Origin of the sequence: Pseudomonas sp. FSL L8-0168, from assembly GCF_037976155.1 — a bacterium.
GTDB lineage: Bacteria > Pseudomonadota > Gammaproteobacteria > Pseudomonadales > Pseudomonadaceae > Aquipseudomonas > Aquipseudomonas paracarnis.
The window spans coordinates 238,034-255,155 of sequence record NZ_CP150262.1 but is presented as its reverse complement, the minus strand read 5'-3'; the positions used below and the strand labels follow the sequence as shown (position 1 = coordinate 255,155).

Genomic DNA, 17,122 nt, shown 5'->3' with positions numbered 1-17,122 from the left:
GAGGAAAAACCCCATGCAATCACGTCTCGCGTTGTCCTGCTTGTCCCTCGCCTTGCTCACCAGCACGGCCCATGCCGCCCCCACGCTGTACCTGGGCATGAACGGCGGCACCATGGAACGGGTGTACGCCGACAAGGTGCTGCCCGCCTTCGAAAAGGCCAATAACGCCAAGGTCGTGATCGTACCCGGCACCTCATCGGACATTCTTGCCAAGGTCCAGGCCAACCAGGCCAACCCGCAGATGCATGTGATGTTCCTCGACGACGGCATCATGTACCGCGCCATCTCCATGGGCCTGTGCGACAAGCTCGCGCCGAGCCCGCCACTGGAACAGATCCCGGCCAAGGCCCGAATCAAGGACGAAGCCGTGGCCGTGACCCTGGGCGTCACCGGCCTTGGCTACAACGCCAAGATGTTCAAAGACAAAGGCTGGGCCGCGCCCACCTCATGGATGGACCTGGCCGACCCGCGCTTCAAGGACAAAGTGGTGTTCCAATCCCTGGCCTCCTCCACCTTCGGCCTGCATGGTTTCCTGATGTTCAACCGCATCCAGGGTGGCGATGAAAGCAATGTGGAACCGGGTTTCAAGGCCTGGTCTACGACCGTGGGCCCCAACGTGCTGGAATACATCGCCAGCTCCGCAAAGATCTCCGAGATGGTGCAGACCGACGAAGCCGCGATCTTCCCCCTGACCCCGACCCAGGTCGCCACGCAAAAACTGCTCGGCATACCGATGGAGTACGCGCAGCCCAAAGAAGGTGCGGTGGTGCTCAACGTGGCCGAATGCGTGATCGCCCGCAATGACCAGCCGGAACTGGCGCAGAAGCTCGCAGCGTTCTTGCTGACTGCCGAGGCCCAGGCGCCGGCGTTGGAAGAAGGTGACCAGATCCCGTCGAACCCGACCACCCCCACCACCGACAAAACCCGCGCGCGGGTGGAGGCCATGCAGGGATATCTGCAGACCGCCATTTCGATTGATTGGGACCAGGTCAACCAGGCACGGCCGCAGTGGAATGCGCGGTGGAGTCGGTCGATTGAGCGTTGAGGCTCAGCCCTGCGCAATCAGGGCCAGTTCTTCGCGGGTGCGACTGATGTATGCACCGGCCTTGAGCAATTCGTCGACAGCCTGTACACCGCCCTCCTCGCTGATGCCTCGGCACGCCGGCAAATGCAGGATCACTTGCAAGCCGGCCTTGAGCAATTGCAACGCGGTAGTCTTGACGCAATAGTCCAGCGCCAGGCCGCCGACGATCACGCGGGCCACGCCGTGGGCCTTGAGGTACTCGATGACGCCGGTGGACAGTTTGTCGTGCAGGTCGTGGTAACAGGCGCCGTAGGGGTGCAGGTCGGGCTCGACCCCTTTCCAGATGAAGTAGTCGTAGTCATAGGGGGTGGGCAACTCATCGAGCAGGGTGAACCCTTCGGTGCCGGGCACGCAGTGGCTGACCCAGGTCACATCGGCATGGGCCAGGCCGGTGGGTTGCAGCATCTCGCTGTGCTGCCCGACCACCCAGGGTGCGTGGGGGGTGTGGGCGTCCTTGCTGCCGATGCGGTGGCCGGCGAGACTGGCCATGTAATTGAGTTCGGCACCAATGCCGTCGCCACCGGCCACTGGCAACTCGTTGGGACACAAAGGCGTGAAGCTCTTCTGGGCGTCGACGTCGAATGAAGCGATGGCAGCTTTCGAAAGGCTCATGGTCGTTCTCGGGTGGTCTGCACGTACGACCGCCTCCGGGCGAGCGTAGAAATCTTGAAGTATGGAACAGTTTACTGCGGGGATCGATGCGTTGCTGACTTACCCTATTCTCCAGAACGCTGAAGTTCAAAGGTGGGAGCTGGCTTGCCTGCGATGAGGCGAGTGAATCCACCAATGCTATCGCAGGCAAGCCAGCTCCCACAGTTGGATCAGCGTCAACCGCTAGTTCATCCAATTGCCGCCATCGACGTTATAGGTCTGGGCCACCACATAATCGGCGTCCGTCGACGCCAGGAAGATCGCCATGCCGGTCAGGTCTTCAGCCGTGCCCATCCGCCCAAACGGCACCTCATCCCCTACGCGCTTTTTCTTCTCGCCAGGCGCCAGCCCTTCATGCCTGGCGAACAACGCATCCACTGCGTCCCAATGCTCGCCGTCCACCACACCGGGGGCGATGGCATTGACATTGATGCCCTGCTTGATCAGGTTCAACCCCGCCGATTGCGTCAGGCTGATCACCGCCGCCTTGCTAGCACAATAAACCGCCACCAACGGCTCGCCTCGCCGCCCGGCCTGGCTGGCCATGTTGATGATCTTGCCGCCATGCCCTTGGCTGATCATCTGTCGGGCTGCGGCCTGCAGGGTGAACAGGGTGCCGGCGACGTTGATCGAGAACAGCCGTTCAAAGCTGTCGCGGGTGATGTCGACGATGGGGGCCAGGTCGAACAGGGCGGCGTTGTTGATCAGGATATCGAGCTTGCCAGCGTGGCTCACCACTGTGGCGATCGCCGCGTCGATGGAGGCCTGGTCGGTGACGTCCATCGCCACGGCGTAAGCCTGGGGCCCCAGTTCGGCGGCGGTGGCCTGGGCCTGTTGCAGGTTGATGTCGGCGATGGCCACGGTGGCGCCTTCAGCGACGTAGGCTTGGGCGAACGCACGGCCAATGCCTCGCGCCGATCCGGTGATCAGCGCGCTTTTACTTTCGAGTCGTTTCATGGGGGCTCCTGTGAAGGTTATTGCCGGTAGCCGGTGAACACCGCCGAGAACAGCTTGCCGACCTTTGTTGTTGAGCCTCGATTACAGCAGCTTGGCCTGCCGCCTCACAAACGGCTGGCGAATGCGCGGCTGATACTTTTTTAACCTGAGGCACAGGATCAAAAAAGTATCAGCCTCAGGCGAAACCGGGGCTAGCGCACCGATTGCCAGTGCGGGTATTTTGGGAAAATTGCACCACCACAAGAGGCAGCATCATGCCCGTCAGCCCCGCCACCCTGTTCGAGCATCGCCCTGCGGAGCTTGAGGTGATCCTGACCGAACCGGAACATGGTTTTCGCTGGTTCGAACATGACTATCCCTATGAACTGGCACGCTGGAACCACCACCCTGAATTCGAAATCCACCTGATCCGCCAAGGCAGCGGCAAGCTGGTGGCGGGCGACTATATCGGTGCGTTCAGCGCCGGGCATGTCGCACTGATCGGCCCTGACCTGCCTCACGACTGGATCGGCGACCTGGCCCCCGGCGAATACCTGCACGGGCGTGATGTGGTGCTCCAATTCGACGGCGCCGCCCTGCTCGCTCTGCGCACCACCCTGCCGGAACTGGGCGAGTTACAGGCGTTGTTTGAACAGGCGCGACGCGGCCTCGAATTCACCGGAGCAACCGCCACACACGCCGCCAGGCTGATGGAGGCCATCGGCAATGCTCATGGTCTGCAACGCCTGACCCTATTTCTGCAACTGCTCGATACGCTGAAGAACGCCCCGCCCTCACAGGCCAAGACCCTGGCCAGCCCGTGCTACGCACCGACCCTGGATGCGCGCAGTGCCGAACGTATCAACAAGGCGCTTGACTACCTGATGCGGGAACTGACCGGCGATGTACGCCTGTCGGACATCGCCCGGCAGTTGGACATGAGCGAACCTGGCTTTTCGCGGTTTTTCAAACGCAACACCGGCCACGGCTTTATCGACCTGATGCGCAAGTTCCGCGTGCAGCGTGCCTGCCGCTTGCTGTTGCACAGCCAGATGTCAGTGGCGGACATCTGTTTTGAGGTGGGTTACGCCAACCTGTCGAATTTCAATCGCCACTTTCGTATCGAAATGCACCAGACGCCGAGTGAGTACCGGCGACAGGCCGCACTTCAATTATTCACCCCGGTTGCCCATCACCCGCCGCCCTACTCGTCCGCCCCTTGAGCCAGTGCCTGCTGTGCCAGACGGGCAACCTGCAACTCAATCATGGCACGCTCGCGCTCCTGGTCTTCCAGAAACCAGGCGGCAGACAACCCGGCATGAGCCACCACCCATTGCAACAAACGCGGACGTGAGAGGCCGGCCGCCAGGGCGATAACCCCAACCTGGCGGCTGAAACGCAGTGGATCGCTACTGGTCGGCAAGTCCGGATTGCAGATCAAATTGGCGTAATCGTAACCGCGCTCGCCCATCACCCGCTTTGGATCAATCGCCAGCCAGCCACGAGGGCCAAAGTCGAGGATATTGTCGTGATGGCAATCACCGTGCAGTACCACAACCTCCTGTTGCGCAGCCAGCAATGTCCGGGCCGTCGCCGCGCAGTCGCGTAAGACACCGCCCTCCTGTTCGGCGGCGTGCCACAAGGATCGGAACCACTCATCCAGCCCGACCAACCCTTCGGGCGGCGACACACGAGGCGCATGCAGCCGGGCCAGAGTTGCGCAGGCGATCTGGCTGGCTTCGTCGTCCTGACCATTGAGGGCCATGCGCATCAAGGAACCTGAGCCCGTTGCGCGTTCCATTAACACTGCAGTGTGGTCATGGGCGAACACCCGTGCCGCGCCGTCACCTGCCCACCAGCTCAGCAGGCGGCCGCCGAGTTTTTCCTCAGGGGTATGAGCAATTTTCAACATCGCCGGCACGCCTTTCCAGCGGACCGGCAACAGGTCGCTGCCGGGTGTGACGATAGGCTGTCCATCAGCACACAGCTCCCAGGCACGCAGGTAGTGTTCGAACATCAAGGTTCCTCCACAGGGTGACGCATCAGGATGACAGAAATCCCAGTGTTTTCCTGACCAAAGCGTCGGCTAATTGTTCTTTTTTCTAAACAGTTCAAGCCATTGACCCAAGTTGGTACAACCTGTGCAAACGTTTGCGGAACGAACTTGACCGCCAAGTTCACTCCTCCCCGTCGAATCGGGTTTAAACCGCGTAAGAATAAGGACTTTCAATGCACCCCACCTCAAAGCCTCGTGCTGGTCTTGGCGTTTCGTTGCTACTGGCCGCCGTTACGGGAGTACTCAGTGCACCCATTTTGGCGCAGGAAAAGCCCGTGGATGACTCAGCACAGGGCGAAACCCTCAGCCCTGAAGCCAACCCCCCGGCGAAAAAAGGCGTGTATCTGTCCGAGTGGTTCAACCAGGACCTCACGCTGATCGGCAGCAAAGACATCAGTTTCGGCCCCAAGCCTCAAGATGACGTCTACCTGGAATACGAGTACTTCGGGCGCAAGGGCCCCTTTGAGTTGTACGGCTATATCGATGTACCGAAGATCCTCACCATCGGTAACAGTAATGACAAAGGTGTGTGGGACCATGGCTCGCCGGTGTTCATGGAGCATGAACCGCGGATCTCCATCGACTACCTCGCAGGACGCAGCCTGGCAATTGGCCCATTCAAGGAATGGTATGTGGCCTTTGACTGGATCTACGACCACGGCAGCCGCAAGGAAAACCGCGCCAACACCCTGTACAGCGGCCTGGGTACCGATATCGACACCCATTCGAGGGTCAACCTGTCGGCCAATTTCTACGGGCGCTACCAGTGGGAAAACTACGGCGCCAGCAATGAGTATTCCTGGGACGGCTACCGAGCGCAGATGAAGTACATCGTGCCCATCGGCAAGTTCGACAACGGCGCCTCGCTGACCTACATCGGTTTCACCAACTACGATTTCGGCTCGGACCTGCACAAGGACAACCCGGCGCGCACCGCCAATTCCCTGGTGGCCACCAACGTGTTGCTGTACTCGTTTACCCATCTGCGCTTTACCCTGGTCGGCCGTTACTTTCACAACGGCGGCAACTGGGAGGACGGCAGCGAGTTGAATTTCGGCGAAGGCAACTTCCGCGCACGCTCAGACGGCTGGGGTTACTACGCCGGCGTGGGCTATCAATTCTGATCAAGGAGCTGTAGATGAACGCATTGACCCGTGTCTCGCTGGCCGTCGGCCTGGCCCTATTGCCCCACATGGTGCTGGCGGATAGCCCAGCACCGATCAAACCCAAGGTGATGCTGATCACCATGTTTGCCCCCGAGGCGCAAACCTGGATCGACCGCCTCGAACTTAAACAAGAAGTACGCGTTCCAGGCTTGTCCGCCGAATATCCAGTGATTCGCTGCAACAACCAGGACGTGTGCCTGCTGGTGACCGGCATGGGCCAGACCAACGCTGCCGCATCTACCCTGGCCCTGGCCTTGTCGCGCAAGTTCGACCTGCGCCAGAGCTACTTCCTGATCGCCGGGATCGCCGGCATCAACCCCAAGCACGGCACCATCGGTACCGCCGCCTGGGCCCATTACCTGGTGGAGTTCGGCACGCAGTGGGAGCTGGATTCACGGGATGCGCCCAAGGACTGGCCGACGGGCTATATCGGGATCAACACCAAGGGGCCCAACGAAAAACCTCCGCTGGACTACAAGACCGAAGTGTTTGAGCTCAACCAAAAGCTGCAAGCCAAGGCGTTTGCCTTGTCGCACAAGGTGGAGCTGACAGAAAGCACAGAGTCCGCCGCCTGGCGCAAACACTACCCCGCCGCCCCGGCCAACCAGCCGCCGCAAGTCACCCGCTGCGACACCCTGGCGGGCAACACTTGGTTTTCCGGCACGCGGTTGAGCGAACGTGCCGAAGTCTGGACCCAGTTGCTCACCGACAACAAAGGCGAATACTGCACCACCCAACAGGAGGACAACTCCACCTACGAAGCGCTGCTGCGCGCCAGCCGCGAAGGCTTGGTGGATATCCAGCGTCTGGCCGTGGTGCGCGCAGGCTCTGACTTTGACCGGCCTTACCCTGGCTACAGCGAAGTGGACAACCTGCTCAAGTATGCCGATCAGGGTGGGTTTGTACCGGCGCTGGAAAACCTGTACCGCACGGGCAACCCGTTGGTCCAAGCGATTGTGAAGAACTGGTCGGCGTGGGAAAAAGGCGTTCCCGAAACCGAATAAAGGTCAACATTGTGGGAGCGGGCTTGCTGTGGCGAGCAAGCTTGCTTGCGCTGGGGTGCGTAGCGCCCCCAAAAAAGCCGGCTCCAGCTGCGCTGTCGAGCGGGAGCAAGCTCCCTCGCCACAGCAAGCCCGCTCCCACATTTCTATCCCATCAGGGCAGGAAAATGATTTTGTCTGGGCTGCCGTTGTTCACTTCTGCATAGCACTGAACACCCTCCACCAACGCCACTTCACGCAACCCCGTAGGCAGCGGCAACAGGCCTTCATCAAAGAAGCGCCCAAACGCCTCCAGCATCACCGCGCATTGTTCGCAGCTATAGAGCAAAGAGTTGATCCCCACCACCGACCCGCCCTTACGGTACAGCGCCAGGGCCGGTAACTGCACGTGGCCGTCAACCGGGGCGGCGATGATGGCGATGCGGCCGAACGGTGCCAGCCCCGCCACCGCGGCAGGCAGCCAGAAACCGGTAGTGTCAAAGATCACGTCGGCGCCGCCATTGAACACGGCCTGCACTTGCGCGCCCAGTTCCTCCGGCTTGCCCAAGGCAATCGCCTCCAGCCCTTGGGCCTGCAACAACTCGAGCTGATCGGCCTTGCGCACGGCCGCCAATACCTGCGCACCGCGTATCTTCGCCAGCGCCAACGCCGCACTGCCGACCGCGCCGTTGGCGCCGATCACCAGCAAGCGCGTGCCCTTGCCAACGCCGCTGCGCTCCAGGGCATCCCAGGCGGTGGTAAAGGGCACACCGAGGCTGGCCGCCTGGGCAAAGCTCAAGTGCGTGGGTTTGTGCGCTACGCCCTTGGCTGACACGCGCAGGTATTGGGCATGGGAACCGTCAGCGAAAAACCCCAGGTCACGACCGGTGCCCCAAACCTCCTGGCCGAGCAATGCCTGCGGGCCTTCCACCACCACGCCTGCGAAGTCACGCCCAGGGATGCGTGGCAGCGTGGTGTAGGGGAAACGGCCAAGCACGTTTTTGACGTCGCTGGGGTTCAGGCCCGCCGCGTTGACCTTGACCAACACTTCGTCGGCAGACGGTACCGGCATGGGCACCTCCACCAGGCGCAGGTGGGCGAGGTCGACGGTGTCGGTAAATTGCAGTGCGTTCATAGAGGGCATCCGTGGAAGGGAAAAGGGATCAGGACAACCAACCACTGACCAACTGCCGCGCCATGGGCCAGAGCTTTTCGCCGAGCAGCATGCCCATCAGGCCGACCAGTGCGATAGCGGGCGGTGCAGGCGAGCGGAAGTCCAGCGCGCCGTAGATCACGCCGACAAACAGGCCGATGGCCAAGGAAATCAAATAGCTCATGAAGGCTGCGCCCGGTGGATTGATGGGCTCAGTCTAGGGCGCACCTACCGTGGGTATCGGCCAAGTGCTTCAGGATTTCGGCCAACTCCGGTACTGCGACGGCGACACGCCCAATTCGCGTCGGAACATGTCGCTGAAGCTGCTGGGCGAGTAACCCAGGGTGCGCGCTATGCCGCTCACCGACTGGCCTTGGATCAACTCCGCAGCCGCCGTGGCCAACTGCACCTGACGGCGCCACTGGGCAAACCCCATGCCCAGGTGCTGCTGGAACAGCCGCGCCAGGGTGCGCACGCTGGCGCCCGCTGCCTCGGCGTGCTGTTCGAACGGGATGTCCAGGGAAGGCGCAGCCATGACCGCCTGGCACGCATTGATCAGCCGACGATCCGCCGCCACCGGCATGGCGATGCGAATAGGCGAGCGCCGTGCGCGTTGCAACTCCAACAGAGCCAGGCCCACCACAGCGTCATAGTAAACCGCATCACCGTGATCACCCTGCTCGACCAAGGTCACGATCAACTCCCGCAACAAGCGGCCCACTTCGATGACCTGCACCTGGCTGTCCAGCGTCGCCGCCAACGCCGGGCGCAGGTAGATATTGCGCATCTGCAAATCGGAGACCACACGGATCCCGTGCTCCACCCCCGGCGGCAACCACACTGCACGCTGGGGCGGCACTACCAGGGCTTCGCGGGGCGTCTCGACCCACATCACACCGCTCATGGCGTAGAGCAACTGGCCCCAATCGTGGCTGTGCGGTTCTACGTACAACCCACGCGGGTAGGTACGCGCCAACGGCTGCACGGGAACGGCGTGATCACTAAGGTCGGGGGGCGCGGCCAGGGCCATGGCGGTACACATCAAACAAGGACGGGCGACCATGGTAAAGACTGGTCGCCGGCAAGCGAACTGTTTTTACTCATCCTGCAGGCACCGGGTGCCCGGGCCTGCAGGTCAATCCTGTCAACCGTGGGCCGACTTGGCGCATTCGCATCCCGTCGCCGCCGCGCAGGGTTCACCGTGAGCATGGTGCTCGGCACAGCCCTGGCAGCAATAGCCCTTGCCGTCTTTCATTATTGCGTCAGCGCCCAGTACACATTTGCAGTGAGGGCAAGCACAGGTTTGATCTGGCATGGTCAGACTCCTTGTTCATGGTCGTCCGATGCGGCGAGCGCCGCACCTTAAGCAGTGACCCTGGGCAAGCAAGCATGGTTCAGCGCCGTCAGTCGGCCCGGCGGCTATTACTGCGGTACATGAACACCAACGCCAGGGCGAGCAACAGCATCGCGAGGATACGACTGCCCGACAGCTCGATCGCCGGGTTGCCCAGCCAGCCAAAGTTGTCGATCAACATGCCCATGCCCAGTTGCCCGACAATCACGGCCACCGTGGCGACGGCCGTACCGACCACCGGCACCGCGCCGACCATCACCATCATGTACACCACGCCAAACAGGGCACCGGTCAATTGCCACTTTGGCACCTCCAGCAGGCTGACGGCCTGGGCCGGCTCGAAGAAAAATATCAACAACGCCGTGGTCAGCGCGCCCACCGCAAAGGTCAACAGACTGCTGCGCAATACCCCCACAGTCTGGCCCAGACGCCCATTGATAGCGGCCTGCACACTCAGCACCGCCCCCGCCGCAATCACCATCACCAACAACATAAACAGATTCATCGCCTTAGCCTCGTGCAATCAGAACCAGTGCCGCCACAATCAACGCCAACGCGATCCAGCGCTCGCCATTGACCCGTTTGCGCGCGGTGCCGAACCAGCCGAAGTGGTCGATCAACACACTCTTGCCCACCTGGCCCGAGAGAATCGCGATCATGGTCATCGCGATGCCGATGTGCGGTGTAGCCAGGGTCAACACCACTACATACATCGGCCCCAGAAACCCGCCGATCAACTGCCAGCGCGGCAGCTGCGTGAATGCCGGGCCCTTTTGCGGGCCGCTGAACAGCAGCAGTAAAAACAGAATCGCCGTGCCAACGCCAAAGATGCTCAACGTCGCCCACAAATGCCCGACCTGCGCGCCCAATGGCCCGAGCAATCCGGCCTCCACCGACAGGCCCATGCCCGCCAGAATTACCAACGGCAACAGCAGCAGCCGTAGAAGGTTATTGCTCGGCCTGGCCTGCGCCAAGCCTTCGGTGGAACGTGCCTGCATACATCACCCGTGTATCAAAAAAGGAAAAACATGGCGCGCATTATCCGGTGGCCGTGCTGTGCGATAAATGGGAGTATGTGGACAACACCTTTGCGTAAAACGCACAGCCTGGAGAGATGATGCAGGGCTTGAATGAACTGAGTTTCAAGGCGCTACGCCTGTTTGTGGCCGTGCTGGACCAAGGCAGCTTTTCCGAAGTGGCCCGCCGCGAAAGCCTGGCGCCCTCCTCCATTTCGCGGCAGATTCAACTGATGGAACAGGCCGTCGGCCAGCAATTGCTCTACCGCCATACGCGTGCCGTCAGCCCCACCGAAGCCGGCCGCCTGCTGGGCCGCCACGCACGCTTGCTACTGGAGCAATTGGAGACGGCGAACCAGGCCCTGCAGGAGCAAGACAGCGAGCCCAGCGGCCTGGTGCGCATCAACGCGCCCATGGTGTTCGGCCAGCGCCACCTTGCACCCTGGCTGGGAGCGCTGTGCCGGCGCTACCCGAAGTTGCAGTTGGATATCCAGCAAACCGACACCTTCGTCGACCCACTGCAAGATGGCACCGACCTGCTGTTTCGTATTGGCGTGCTCAATGACTCGGGCATGCAGGCGCGCATCTTCGCGCCGCAACGCTTTCGCATCGCGGCCAGCCCTGCTTACCTGGCCCAACATGGCACGCCGCGCCACCCTGACGAACTGGCCCACCACCATTGCCTGGCCTACAAAGGCATCACCGGTCAGCAGCGCTGGTTCTTCCGCCGCGGCCAAGGCGACTGGACTGCCTACAGCGTCAGCGGCCCCATCACCGGCAACCACGCCGACACCCTCACCCACGCCGCCGAACAAGGCCTGGGCCTGGTGGTGTTTCCGTCCTGGCTGATTGGCGAAAGCCTGCGCGCCGGTACCTTGCAGGCGGTGCTGAGTGAGTACGAGGTCGCGACAACCCTGGAGCCCCAACAGATCGCTGCGTTGTGGCCGGGCAGCCGCAGGCTGTCGCTGAAGGTGCGCACGGTGATCGACTATTTCGTGGAGTGTTTTGGGACGGTGCCGTATTGGGATCGGTGAGTGTGACCGCCCCCTGACGGAGCGCAAACTGTTCGAAGGCCGGGTTGAGAAAAAGAGCACATGACTCAACCCTGGCTCAGAACAACCACTGCCCGATCAACCACGCATTCGCCCCACTGATCACCGCGAACAGAAACCACGCCAGCAGCCGCGTGGGCAACCGGTTGACGAACGGCCCCATCAATTGCTTGTCGCCGGTCATGCGGATCAACGGGTACAACGCAAAGGGCAATTGCAGGCTCAGTACCACCTGGCTGAGAATCAGCAGCTTGCCGATAGCATCGTCACCCATCAGCCATACCCCGAGAAACGCCGGGATCAGCGCCAGCCCACGGGTAATCAGGCGGCGCTGCCAGCAGGGTATGCGCAGGTTGAGGTAACCCTCCATAATCACTTGCCCGGCGATGGTGCCGGTAAAGGTCGAACTCTGGCCCGAAGCCAGCAAGGCGATACCGAACAGGATGCTGGCGAAAGCACCGCCGACCAAGGGGTCGAGCAGGTGATAGGCGTCCTGGATTTCCACCACATCGGTATGGCCGGTCTTGTAGAAGGCCGCTGCGGCTAGCACCAGGATCGCGGCGTTGACCAACAGCGCCAAGGCCAGGGAGCCGATGGTATCGATACGCGCCAGCTTGACTGCATCCTGCTTGCTCGCCAGGTCCTTGCCGATCAGGCGGGTCTGCACGATAGAGGTGTGCAGGTAGAGGTTATGGGGCATGACCGTGGCACCGAGGATGCCGATGGCCAGGTACAACGGCGCCGCATCGCTGATGGCCGACAGTGACGGAGTGAACCCGCTGAGCACGTCGGGCCAGTAGGGTTTGATCAGCACCAGTTCGATGAAAAAGCACACGCCGATGGTGGCGACCAGCGCTAGCATGATCGCTTCCAGGCGCCGAAAACCGCGATTTTGCAGGGCCAGGATCAACAGCGTGTCGAATGCAGTGATGACAATGCCGGTGGTCAGCGACACCCCCAGCAACAGGTGAAACGCCAGGGCGCAGCCGAGCACTTCGGCAAGGTCTGTGGCGATGATGGAGATTTCCGCCAACACCCACTGGGTACGAGCAGAGCGCTGGCTGTAGCGCTCACGGCACAGTTGCGCCAGGTCCTTGCCAGTGGCGATGCCCAGCCGCGAACACAGGCATTGCACCGCCATCCCCGCCAGGCTGGCCAGCAGCACCACAAACAACAGGCTATAGCCGTAGCGTGAACCGGCCTCAATGGCCGTTGCCCAGTTGCCGGGGTCCATGTAGCCGATGGAGATCAACAGGCCGGGGCCAGCGAACATCAGCACCCGTTTAAAAAACGAGGCCTTGGGATCAACAGCGACAGAGCCGGCCACTTCCGGCGGGCAGAACGGGGCGGTGGCGATTTTCGGCAGGCTGAATTTCACGCGGTATTCCAGGCAAATACACAAGACTTGGGCAGCAGCTTATCAGTCGGACGCGACCGTGCGCATCACCGTGTCTCGCGGCAGGTCAAACGCTTCCACCACTTGCACCACCAGCTCCAGTTCCTGGTTGAGCGCCTCGCGCTCCATGCGTTGACGAATCACGCCGATCACCAGTACCGCCAAGGTGGTGATCGAATACGCCGGGCCGGAAAACGCCCGAACGCCGCTGACCAGCAACATCGCCGCAGCCAGCGCCTGGCCCACTACCGGAATCGCCGTGGCCGCACCGCGCCGCAGGATAAACCCGGTCAGCCCGGCCAACGCCGTGCCGCTCAAGGCTGCGGTAGCCGAACGGCCCACATCCAAGCGGTTGAACAACCCCTGCTCTTTTTGTGCCGCCGCCTTGAGCTCGGCCTCGAACGCCTGACGATCAGCGCGGCTGAGTTTGTCCTTGTACTGCTCGATCAGTGTTTCTGCGACCTGCCCTTCGATCTCGGCAAGCGCCACATGCTCAAGTGGTTGGTCGAACTTGATGCCCAGGCGTTGCGCCACATCTTCGGCAATCTGGCGATAGCCCACGCCATGGCCACGGGCCAGGTTCATAAAGCTATCACCGCCCATGCGCTGCAATTCAATGGCCAGTTTCAACGGCTCACGCACACTGGCATCAATCGCGGCACTGCGCTTTTGCGCCATCAGTTCGGCAAGAAACTTCAGCTCCTCCGGCCGCGCTTGCACCAACGCCGGGTACAGGTCCACGTCTGCTTCGGCAAACCGCACGTCACTGCTGCGCGAGTCCACACGGATCATGCCGCGCCGTTCCTGCAGCAAATCGGTGTACTGCACCACCGTCTTCAACTGCGGCCAATAGGCGGCATGATCGAAGCTGGCCAGGTGCACATTGGTGACCTTGGCCTTGAGCGCGGGCGTCACGTCAATCGCATAGCGGCCGATGCAACGCTCGGTATCGGGCTTCATGGCCAGCGCCCAGTCCTTGCTGGAATGGCAGTTGATCAACCGCCCCTTCAGCGGCGCCGACACCTCGTCCCAGGGGCTCGAGGTACAGATCGCCCCACCCATCAACAACAGGTTATTCAACGGCAGTTCGCGAGCGATCTCGGGGCTGGCCAGCAGGCTCTTGACCAGAATGCGTGCGCCCAGGGAATGGCCGATCAGGTTGATGCGCCGCACCGGCAGCGCCTGGTTGTGCAGGTAGCCGGCCAGTTCGGGCAACAAGGTCTTGGCCACTTCATCCACCCGTGCCTCGACACTTTTGTAATGGTCGAGAAAATAGGCAATAGCCTTGCCCACGCCCACCGTCGCCGCGCCCAGGCCGCCACCGCCGAGCAGCGAGGCGAGCACGTCCTTGAACGGTGCAAACAGGTTTTCCAGAAAATGCCCCGCCGGCCAGAACAGCATCAAGTTGGTCGAACCTTCGATACCCGCCAACTGCTGCTTGAAGTTGCCCAGTTGCTGGCGGTTGAAGAACGCCGAGTAACCGTGAACATAGAGATTGAGCACATCCCCCTGGGGCTCGCCACACAGGACGAACGTGGGCTTGCGGGTGCGGTGCATTTCATCCCACTGTTGTTGCATAGGGCGGCGACTCCGGTTGACGGGATGGCGATAGTAACAAACAGAGGCGATCAGAACGGTGAATCCTGACCGACGTTTGCAGAAGGGCCTGGCCAAAACAGTATTCAACCAAGACCAAACGCTGCGCGACTGCTTAAACTGTCTGGGGGGCATGGTAAAACAGCGCCCTGCCCCTTTACCGGAGACCACTGTCATGACGTCCAAAGTTGAACAACTCAAGCCATTTACCAGGGGCATGGGTGCACACTTGCGCACCTTGAGCCAGATCGAGCAACTGGCCAGCGTATGACCCTACTCTCCCCATTGGCCCAACCGCGCACCTTGGTGTTCCTGACGTATCCGCAGATGGGTTTGCTCGACCTGACCGGCGCGCAAACGGTGTTCTGGGCCGCCACCAAGGCCATGGCCGAACGCGGTTTGCAAGGTTATGTGCTGCACAATGCCAGCCTGGCGGGCGGGCTGATGCCAACCGCCGAAGGCTTGAGCGTCGACACTGTGGCTTTAGCGCAGTTGGACCCAGCCACCATCGACACCCTGGTGGTACCCGGCGCGCCCGCCATTGAGCAAGCCATGCTGGACAATACTGCGCTGGTGGACTGGCTGCGCAACGCCTCCGGTCAGGCGCGACGTACCGCTTCGGTGTGCAGCGGCACGTTTTTGCTGGCGTTGGCGGGCTTGCTGGAGGGTCGCCGCGCGGCGACGCATTGGGCCATGTGCGAGCTGCTCAAGCAACGCTTCCCGAGCATCGAGGTGGACGTGGACGCGATCTTCGTGCAGCAGGGCCAGGTGTGGACCTCGGCGGGCGTCAGTGCCGGGATCGACCTGGCGCTCGCGCTGGTGGAGGCCGACTGCGGGCGCGAAGTGGCGCTGCAAGTGGCACGCGAACTGGTGGTGTTCCTCAAGCGCCCCGGTGGCCAGGCGCAGTTCAGCCAGGTGCTGCAAGCGCAAACCGCCGACAGCGCCGGCTTTGATGCGCTGCATGCCTGGATCAGCGACAACCTGCGCGACAGTGACCTCAGCGTCGAACGCTTGGCCGCGCAGAGCCATATGAGCCCACGCAATTTTGCCCGGGTGTATAAGCAAAAAACCGGTCGCACCCCGGCCAAGGCCATTGAACTGTTTCGCATGGAAGCGGCGCGCCGCATGCTTGAAGACTCACAGCGCAGCATCGAGCAGATCGCCGGGCTGTGCGGGTTTGGCGACGAAGAACGCATGCGCTGCACCTTCCACCGCCAGCTGGCCATCTCACCGCGCGACTACCGCGAGCGTTTTTCCCGCTAGGCCGAGTGACCTGGCAGTCATCCAGGGTTATCTGTCCTTTCGGCCATACCCTGCTGCTTATACAGTGATCCGGCAATGCCTTGCGGCTTATCTGGTCTCTGGAGCAACCCCATGAAACAACATATTCTGATCATCGGCGCTGGGTTTGGTGGCGTGTGGAGCGCCTTGAGCGCCGCTCGGCTATTGGATAAACACGACCGCAACGATGTGCGTATCAGCCTGCTCGCCCCCCAAGCAGAACTGCGTATCCGCCCGCGGTTCTACGAGCCCGATGTGCATACCATGCTGGCCCCGCTTGATGCGCTGTTCGACGCTGTGGGCGTGACCTTTGTGCCAGGCGCCGCCGACAGCATCGACGCCACTAATAAGCAAGTGACCTACCGCAACGCGGCCGGCATCCCGGCCACCCTCAGCTACGACCGCCTGGTAGTGGCTGCCGGCAGCCGCTTGAACCGCCCAGACATGGACGGCATTGCGCATGTGTTCGATGTGGATCAGATCGAAGACGCCGCGCGCCTTGAGGCCCATATCAAGGCCCTCAAAAATCTGCCCGACAGTCCGGCCCGCAATACCGTAGTGGTGGCCGGCGGCGGCTTTACCGGTATCGAGACCGCCACCGAAATGCCGGCGCGCCTGCGTGCGGCACTGGGTGAGACGGCCAACATCCGTGTGATCGTGGTCGACCGCGGGCCGCAGATTGCCGCGTCGATGGGCGACGGCATACGCCCCTCGATCATCGAAGCCAGCCGCGAGCTGGGGATTGAATGGGTACTGAACACCTCGGTCGCCTTGGTGGATGCCGGTGGCGTGACCCTGGCGGATGGGCAGCGGATTGAATCAAGCACCGTGATCTGGACCATCGGCTTTCGCGCCAACCCGCTGACCGAACAGGTTGAGGGCACCCGCGATCCACAGGGCCGCCTGCACGTGGACGCCCACCTCAAGGTCAAGGGCCAGGCTGCCATCTTCGCCGCTGGCGACGTGGCCTACGCCGCCACAGACGCGCTGGGCAACTTCGCTGCCATGTCCTGCCAGCACGCCATCGCCCTGGGCCGCTACGCCGGCAACAACGTCGCCGCCGATCTGATCGGCGTGGCCCCCATGGCCTACAGCCAACCCAAATACGTGACCTGCCTCGACCTCGGCGCTTGGGGCGCGGTGTACACCGAAGGCTGGGACCGTCAGCTCAAGCTGGTGGGCCAGGAAGCCAAGGAACTCAAACAGCAGATCAATAGCGTGTGGATCTACCCACCGGCGGCGGATAGAGCAGTGGCACTGGCGGCGGCGGATCCGTTGATTCCGGTGGCGTAGGACAGTCAGTTAAGCGAACGCATTGCTCAAGGCAGTGAAGATCAAATGTGGGAGCTGGCTTGCCTGCGAAAGCGGTCGCGCAGCAACAGATGCAGTGGCTGACACACC

18 protein-coding genes are annotated in these 17,122 nt (G+C 61.9%); 7 read left to right on the top strand and 11 right to left on the bottom strand.

Annotated features, from left to right (window positions below):
- The first annotated feature begins 13 nt into the window (after positions 1–13).
- On the top strand, positions 14–1,045 hold the full coding sequence (locus MHH62_RS01175) for an ABC transporter substrate-binding protein (RefSeq protein WP_339232262.1): 1,032 nt from the start codon (positions 14–16) through the stop codon (positions 1,043–1,045).
- 3 nt (positions 1,046–1,048) lie between these two features.
- On the opposite strand, the gene MHH62_RS01170 is transcribed toward MHH62_RS01175, so the two are convergent.
- Together MHH62_RS01170 and MHH62_RS01165 are read right to left on the bottom strand one after the other, a co-directional pair.
- The gene (locus MHH62_RS01170; protein WP_014718836.1) at positions 1,049–1,696 is read right to left on the bottom strand and encodes a nicotinamidase; all 648 of its coding nucleotides are present in this window, start codon (positions 1,694–1,696) and stop codon (positions 1,049–1,051) included.
- Positions 1,697–1,918: 222 nt separating this feature from the next.
- The gene (locus tag MHH62_RS01165) at positions 1,919–2,692 is read right to left on the bottom strand and encodes an L-iditol 2-dehydrogenase (RefSeq protein ID WP_339232260.1); all 774 of its coding nucleotides are present in this window, start codon (positions 2,690–2,692) and stop codon (positions 1,919–1,921) included.
- A 254-nt stretch (positions 2,693–2,946) separates the two neighbouring features.
- Here MHH62_RS01165 and MHH62_RS01160 point away from each other — a divergent pair, with 254 nt between their 5' ends.
- Positions 2,947–3,894 carry an AraC family transcriptional regulator gene (locus MHH62_RS01160; protein WP_014718838.1) on the top strand — a complete coding sequence of 316 codons (948 nt, stop codon included), beginning with the start codon at positions 2,947–2,949 and terminating at the stop codon, positions 3,892–3,894.
- On the opposite strand, the gene MHH62_RS01155 is transcribed toward MHH62_RS01160, so the two are convergent.
- Complete coding sequence (locus tag MHH62_RS01155) at positions 3,876–4,688, bottom strand: aminoglycoside phosphotransferase family protein (RefSeq protein ID WP_339232258.1); 813 nt, start codon at positions 4,686–4,688, stop codon at positions 3,876–3,878. The two genes, MHH62_RS01160 and MHH62_RS01155, sit on opposite strands and share 19 nt — an antisense overlap.
- A gap of 212 nt (positions 4,689–4,900) precedes the next feature.
- Between MHH62_RS01155 and MHH62_RS01150 the strand changes: the two genes are divergently transcribed.
- Positions 4,901–5,851: a nucleoside-specific channel-forming protein Tsx gene (locus MHH62_RS01150; RefSeq protein ID WP_032872109.1), complete on the top strand. Its 951-nt coding sequence runs from the start codon at positions 4,901–4,903 to the stop codon at positions 5,849–5,851.
- 14 nt (positions 5,852–5,865) lie between these two features.
- Positions 5,866–6,897, top strand: coding sequence for a purine nucleoside permease (locus tag MHH62_RS01145; protein ID WP_339232256.1), 1,032 nt, complete (start codon positions 5,866–5,868; stop codon positions 6,895–6,897).
- A gap of 151 nt (positions 6,898–7,048) precedes the next feature.
- On the opposite strand, the gene MHH62_RS01140 is transcribed toward MHH62_RS01145, so the two are convergent.
- From MHH62_RS01140 to MHH62_RS01115, 6 genes are all read right to left on the bottom strand, one after another.
- On the bottom strand, positions 7,049–8,008 hold the full coding sequence (locus MHH62_RS01140) for a zinc-binding alcohol dehydrogenase family protein (protein WP_339232254.1): 960 nt from the start codon (positions 8,006–8,008) through the stop codon (positions 7,049–7,051).
- Positions 8,009–8,036: 28 nt separating this feature from the next.
- Entirely contained in the window at positions 8,037–8,210 is a 174-nt protein-coding gene (locus tag MHH62_RS01135) for a DUF1427 family protein (protein WP_014718843.1), read from the bottom strand.
- A gap of 69 nt (positions 8,211–8,279) precedes the next feature.
- Positions 8,280–9,056 carry a helix-turn-helix transcriptional regulator gene (locus MHH62_RS01130; RefSeq protein WP_019816817.1) on the bottom strand — a complete coding sequence of 259 codons (777 nt, stop codon included), beginning with the start codon at positions 9,054–9,056 and terminating at the stop codon, positions 8,280–8,282.
- Positions 9,057–9,170: 114 nt separating this feature from the next.
- Entirely contained in the window at positions 9,171–9,341 is a 171-nt protein-coding gene (locus tag MHH62_RS01125; RefSeq protein ID WP_019816816.1) for a putative metallothionein, read from the bottom strand.
- Between the two features lie 88 nt (positions 9,342–9,429).
- Positions 9,430–9,885: a DMT family transporter gene (locus tag MHH62_RS01120; protein ID WP_014718845.1), complete on the bottom strand. Its 456-nt coding sequence runs from the start codon at positions 9,883–9,885 to the stop codon at positions 9,430–9,432.
- 4 nt (positions 9,886–9,889) lie between these two features.
- Positions 9,890–10,378 (bottom strand): DMT family transporter, encoded by a 489-nt coding sequence (locus MHH62_RS01115; RefSeq protein ID WP_014718846.1) that lies wholly within the window; start codon positions 10,376–10,378, stop codon positions 9,890–9,892.
- A 119-nt stretch (positions 10,379–10,497) separates the two neighbouring features.
- Here MHH62_RS01115 and MHH62_RS01110 point away from each other — a divergent pair, with 119 nt between their 5' ends.
- Positions 10,498–11,430, top strand: a complete 933-nt coding sequence (locus tag MHH62_RS01110) for a LysR family transcriptional regulator (RefSeq protein ID WP_014718847.1) — start codon at positions 10,498–10,500, stop codon at positions 11,428–11,430.
- Positions 11,431–11,506: 76 nt separating this feature from the next.
- Here the strand turns inward: MHH62_RS01110 and MHH62_RS01105 are convergent, their stop codons facing one another.
- Together MHH62_RS01105 and MHH62_RS01100 are read right to left on the bottom strand one after the other, a co-directional pair.
- Positions 11,507–12,826, bottom strand: coding sequence for an Nramp family divalent metal transporter (locus tag MHH62_RS01105; protein WP_003191984.1), 1,320 nt, complete (start codon positions 12,824–12,826; stop codon positions 11,507–11,509).
- 42 nt (positions 12,827–12,868) lie between these two features.
- Positions 12,869–14,422 carry a DUF726 domain-containing protein gene (locus MHH62_RS01100; RefSeq protein ID WP_339232252.1) on the bottom strand — a complete coding sequence of 518 codons (1,554 nt, stop codon included), beginning with the start codon at positions 14,420–14,422 and terminating at the stop codon, positions 12,869–12,871.
- 285 nt (positions 14,423–14,707) lie between these two features.
- On the opposite strand from MHH62_RS01100, the gene MHH62_RS01095 reads away from it, so the two are divergent.
- Both MHH62_RS01095 and MHH62_RS01090 read left to right on the top strand, forming a co-directional pair.
- Positions 14,708–15,703, top strand: coding sequence for a helix-turn-helix domain-containing protein (locus MHH62_RS01095; RefSeq protein ID WP_032902879.1), 996 nt, complete (start codon positions 14,708–14,710; stop codon positions 15,701–15,703).
- Between the two features lie 111 nt (positions 15,704–15,814).
- The gene (locus MHH62_RS01090) at positions 15,815–17,014 is read left to right on the top strand and encodes an NAD(P)/FAD-dependent oxidoreductase (protein WP_339232251.1); all 1,200 of its coding nucleotides are present in this window, start codon (positions 15,815–15,817) and stop codon (positions 17,012–17,014) included.
- The last annotated feature ends 108 nt before the right edge of the window (positions 17,015–17,122 follow it).

Coding starts and splice junctions, on each gene's coding strand:
- MHH62_RS01145 (WP_339232256.1), top strand. CDS start 5,866: ATGAACGCATTGACCCGTGTCTCGCTGGCCGTCGGCCTGGCCCTATTG.
- MHH62_RS01130 (WP_019816817.1), bottom strand. CDS start 9,056: ATGGCCCTGGCCGCGCCCCCCGACCTTAGTGATCACGCCGTTCCCGTG.
- MHH62_RS01120 (WP_014718845.1), bottom strand. CDS start 9,885: ATGAATCTGTTTATGTTGTTGGTGATGGTGATTGCGGCGGGGGCGGTG.
- MHH62_RS01090 (WP_339232251.1), top strand. CDS start 15,815: ATGAAACAACATATTCTGATCATCGGCGCTGGGTTTGGTGGCGTGTGG.
- MHH62_RS01150 (WP_032872109.1), top strand. CDS start 4,901: ATGCACCCCACCTCAAAGCCTCGTGCTGGTCTTGGCGTTTCGTTGCTA.
- MHH62_RS01100 (WP_339232252.1), bottom strand. CDS start 14,422: ATGCAACAACAGTGGGATGAAATGCACCGCACCCGCAAGCCCACGTTC.
- MHH62_RS01160 (WP_014718838.1), top strand. CDS start 2,947: ATGCCCGTCAGCCCCGCCACCCTGTTCGAGCATCGCCCTGCGGAGCTT.
- MHH62_RS01155 (WP_339232258.1), bottom strand. CDS start 4,688: ATGTTCGAACACTACCTGCGTGCCTGGGAGCTGTGTGCTGATGGACAG.
- MHH62_RS01115 (WP_014718846.1), bottom strand. CDS start 10,378: ATGCAGGCACGTTCCACCGAAGGCTTGGCGCAGGCCAGGCCGAGCAAT.
- MHH62_RS01170 (WP_014718836.1), bottom strand. CDS start 1,696: ATGAGCCTTTCGAAAGCTGCCATCGCTTCATTCGACGTCGACGCCCAG.
- MHH62_RS01110 (WP_014718847.1), top strand. CDS start 10,498: ATGCAGGGCTTGAATGAACTGAGTTTCAAGGCGCTACGCCTGTTTGTG.
- MHH62_RS01125 (WP_019816816.1), bottom strand. CDS start 9,341: ATGCCAGATCAAACCTGTGCTTGCCCTCACTGCAAATGTGTACTGGGC.
- MHH62_RS01140 (WP_339232254.1), bottom strand. CDS start 8,008: ATGAACGCACTGCAATTTACCGACACCGTCGACCTCGCCCACCTGCGC.
- MHH62_RS01175 (WP_339232262.1), top strand. CDS start 14: ATGCAATCACGTCTCGCGTTGTCCTGCTTGTCCCTCGCCTTGCTCACC.
- MHH62_RS01135 (WP_014718843.1), bottom strand. CDS start 8,210: ATGAGCTATTTGATTTCCTTGGCCATCGGCCTGTTTGTCGGCGTGATC.
- MHH62_RS01165 (WP_339232260.1), bottom strand. CDS start 2,692: ATGAAACGACTCGAAAGTAAAAGCGCGCTGATCACCGGATCGGCGCGA.
- MHH62_RS01095 (WP_032902879.1), top strand. CDS start 14,708: ATGACCCTACTCTCCCCATTGGCCCAACCGCGCACCTTGGTGTTCCTG.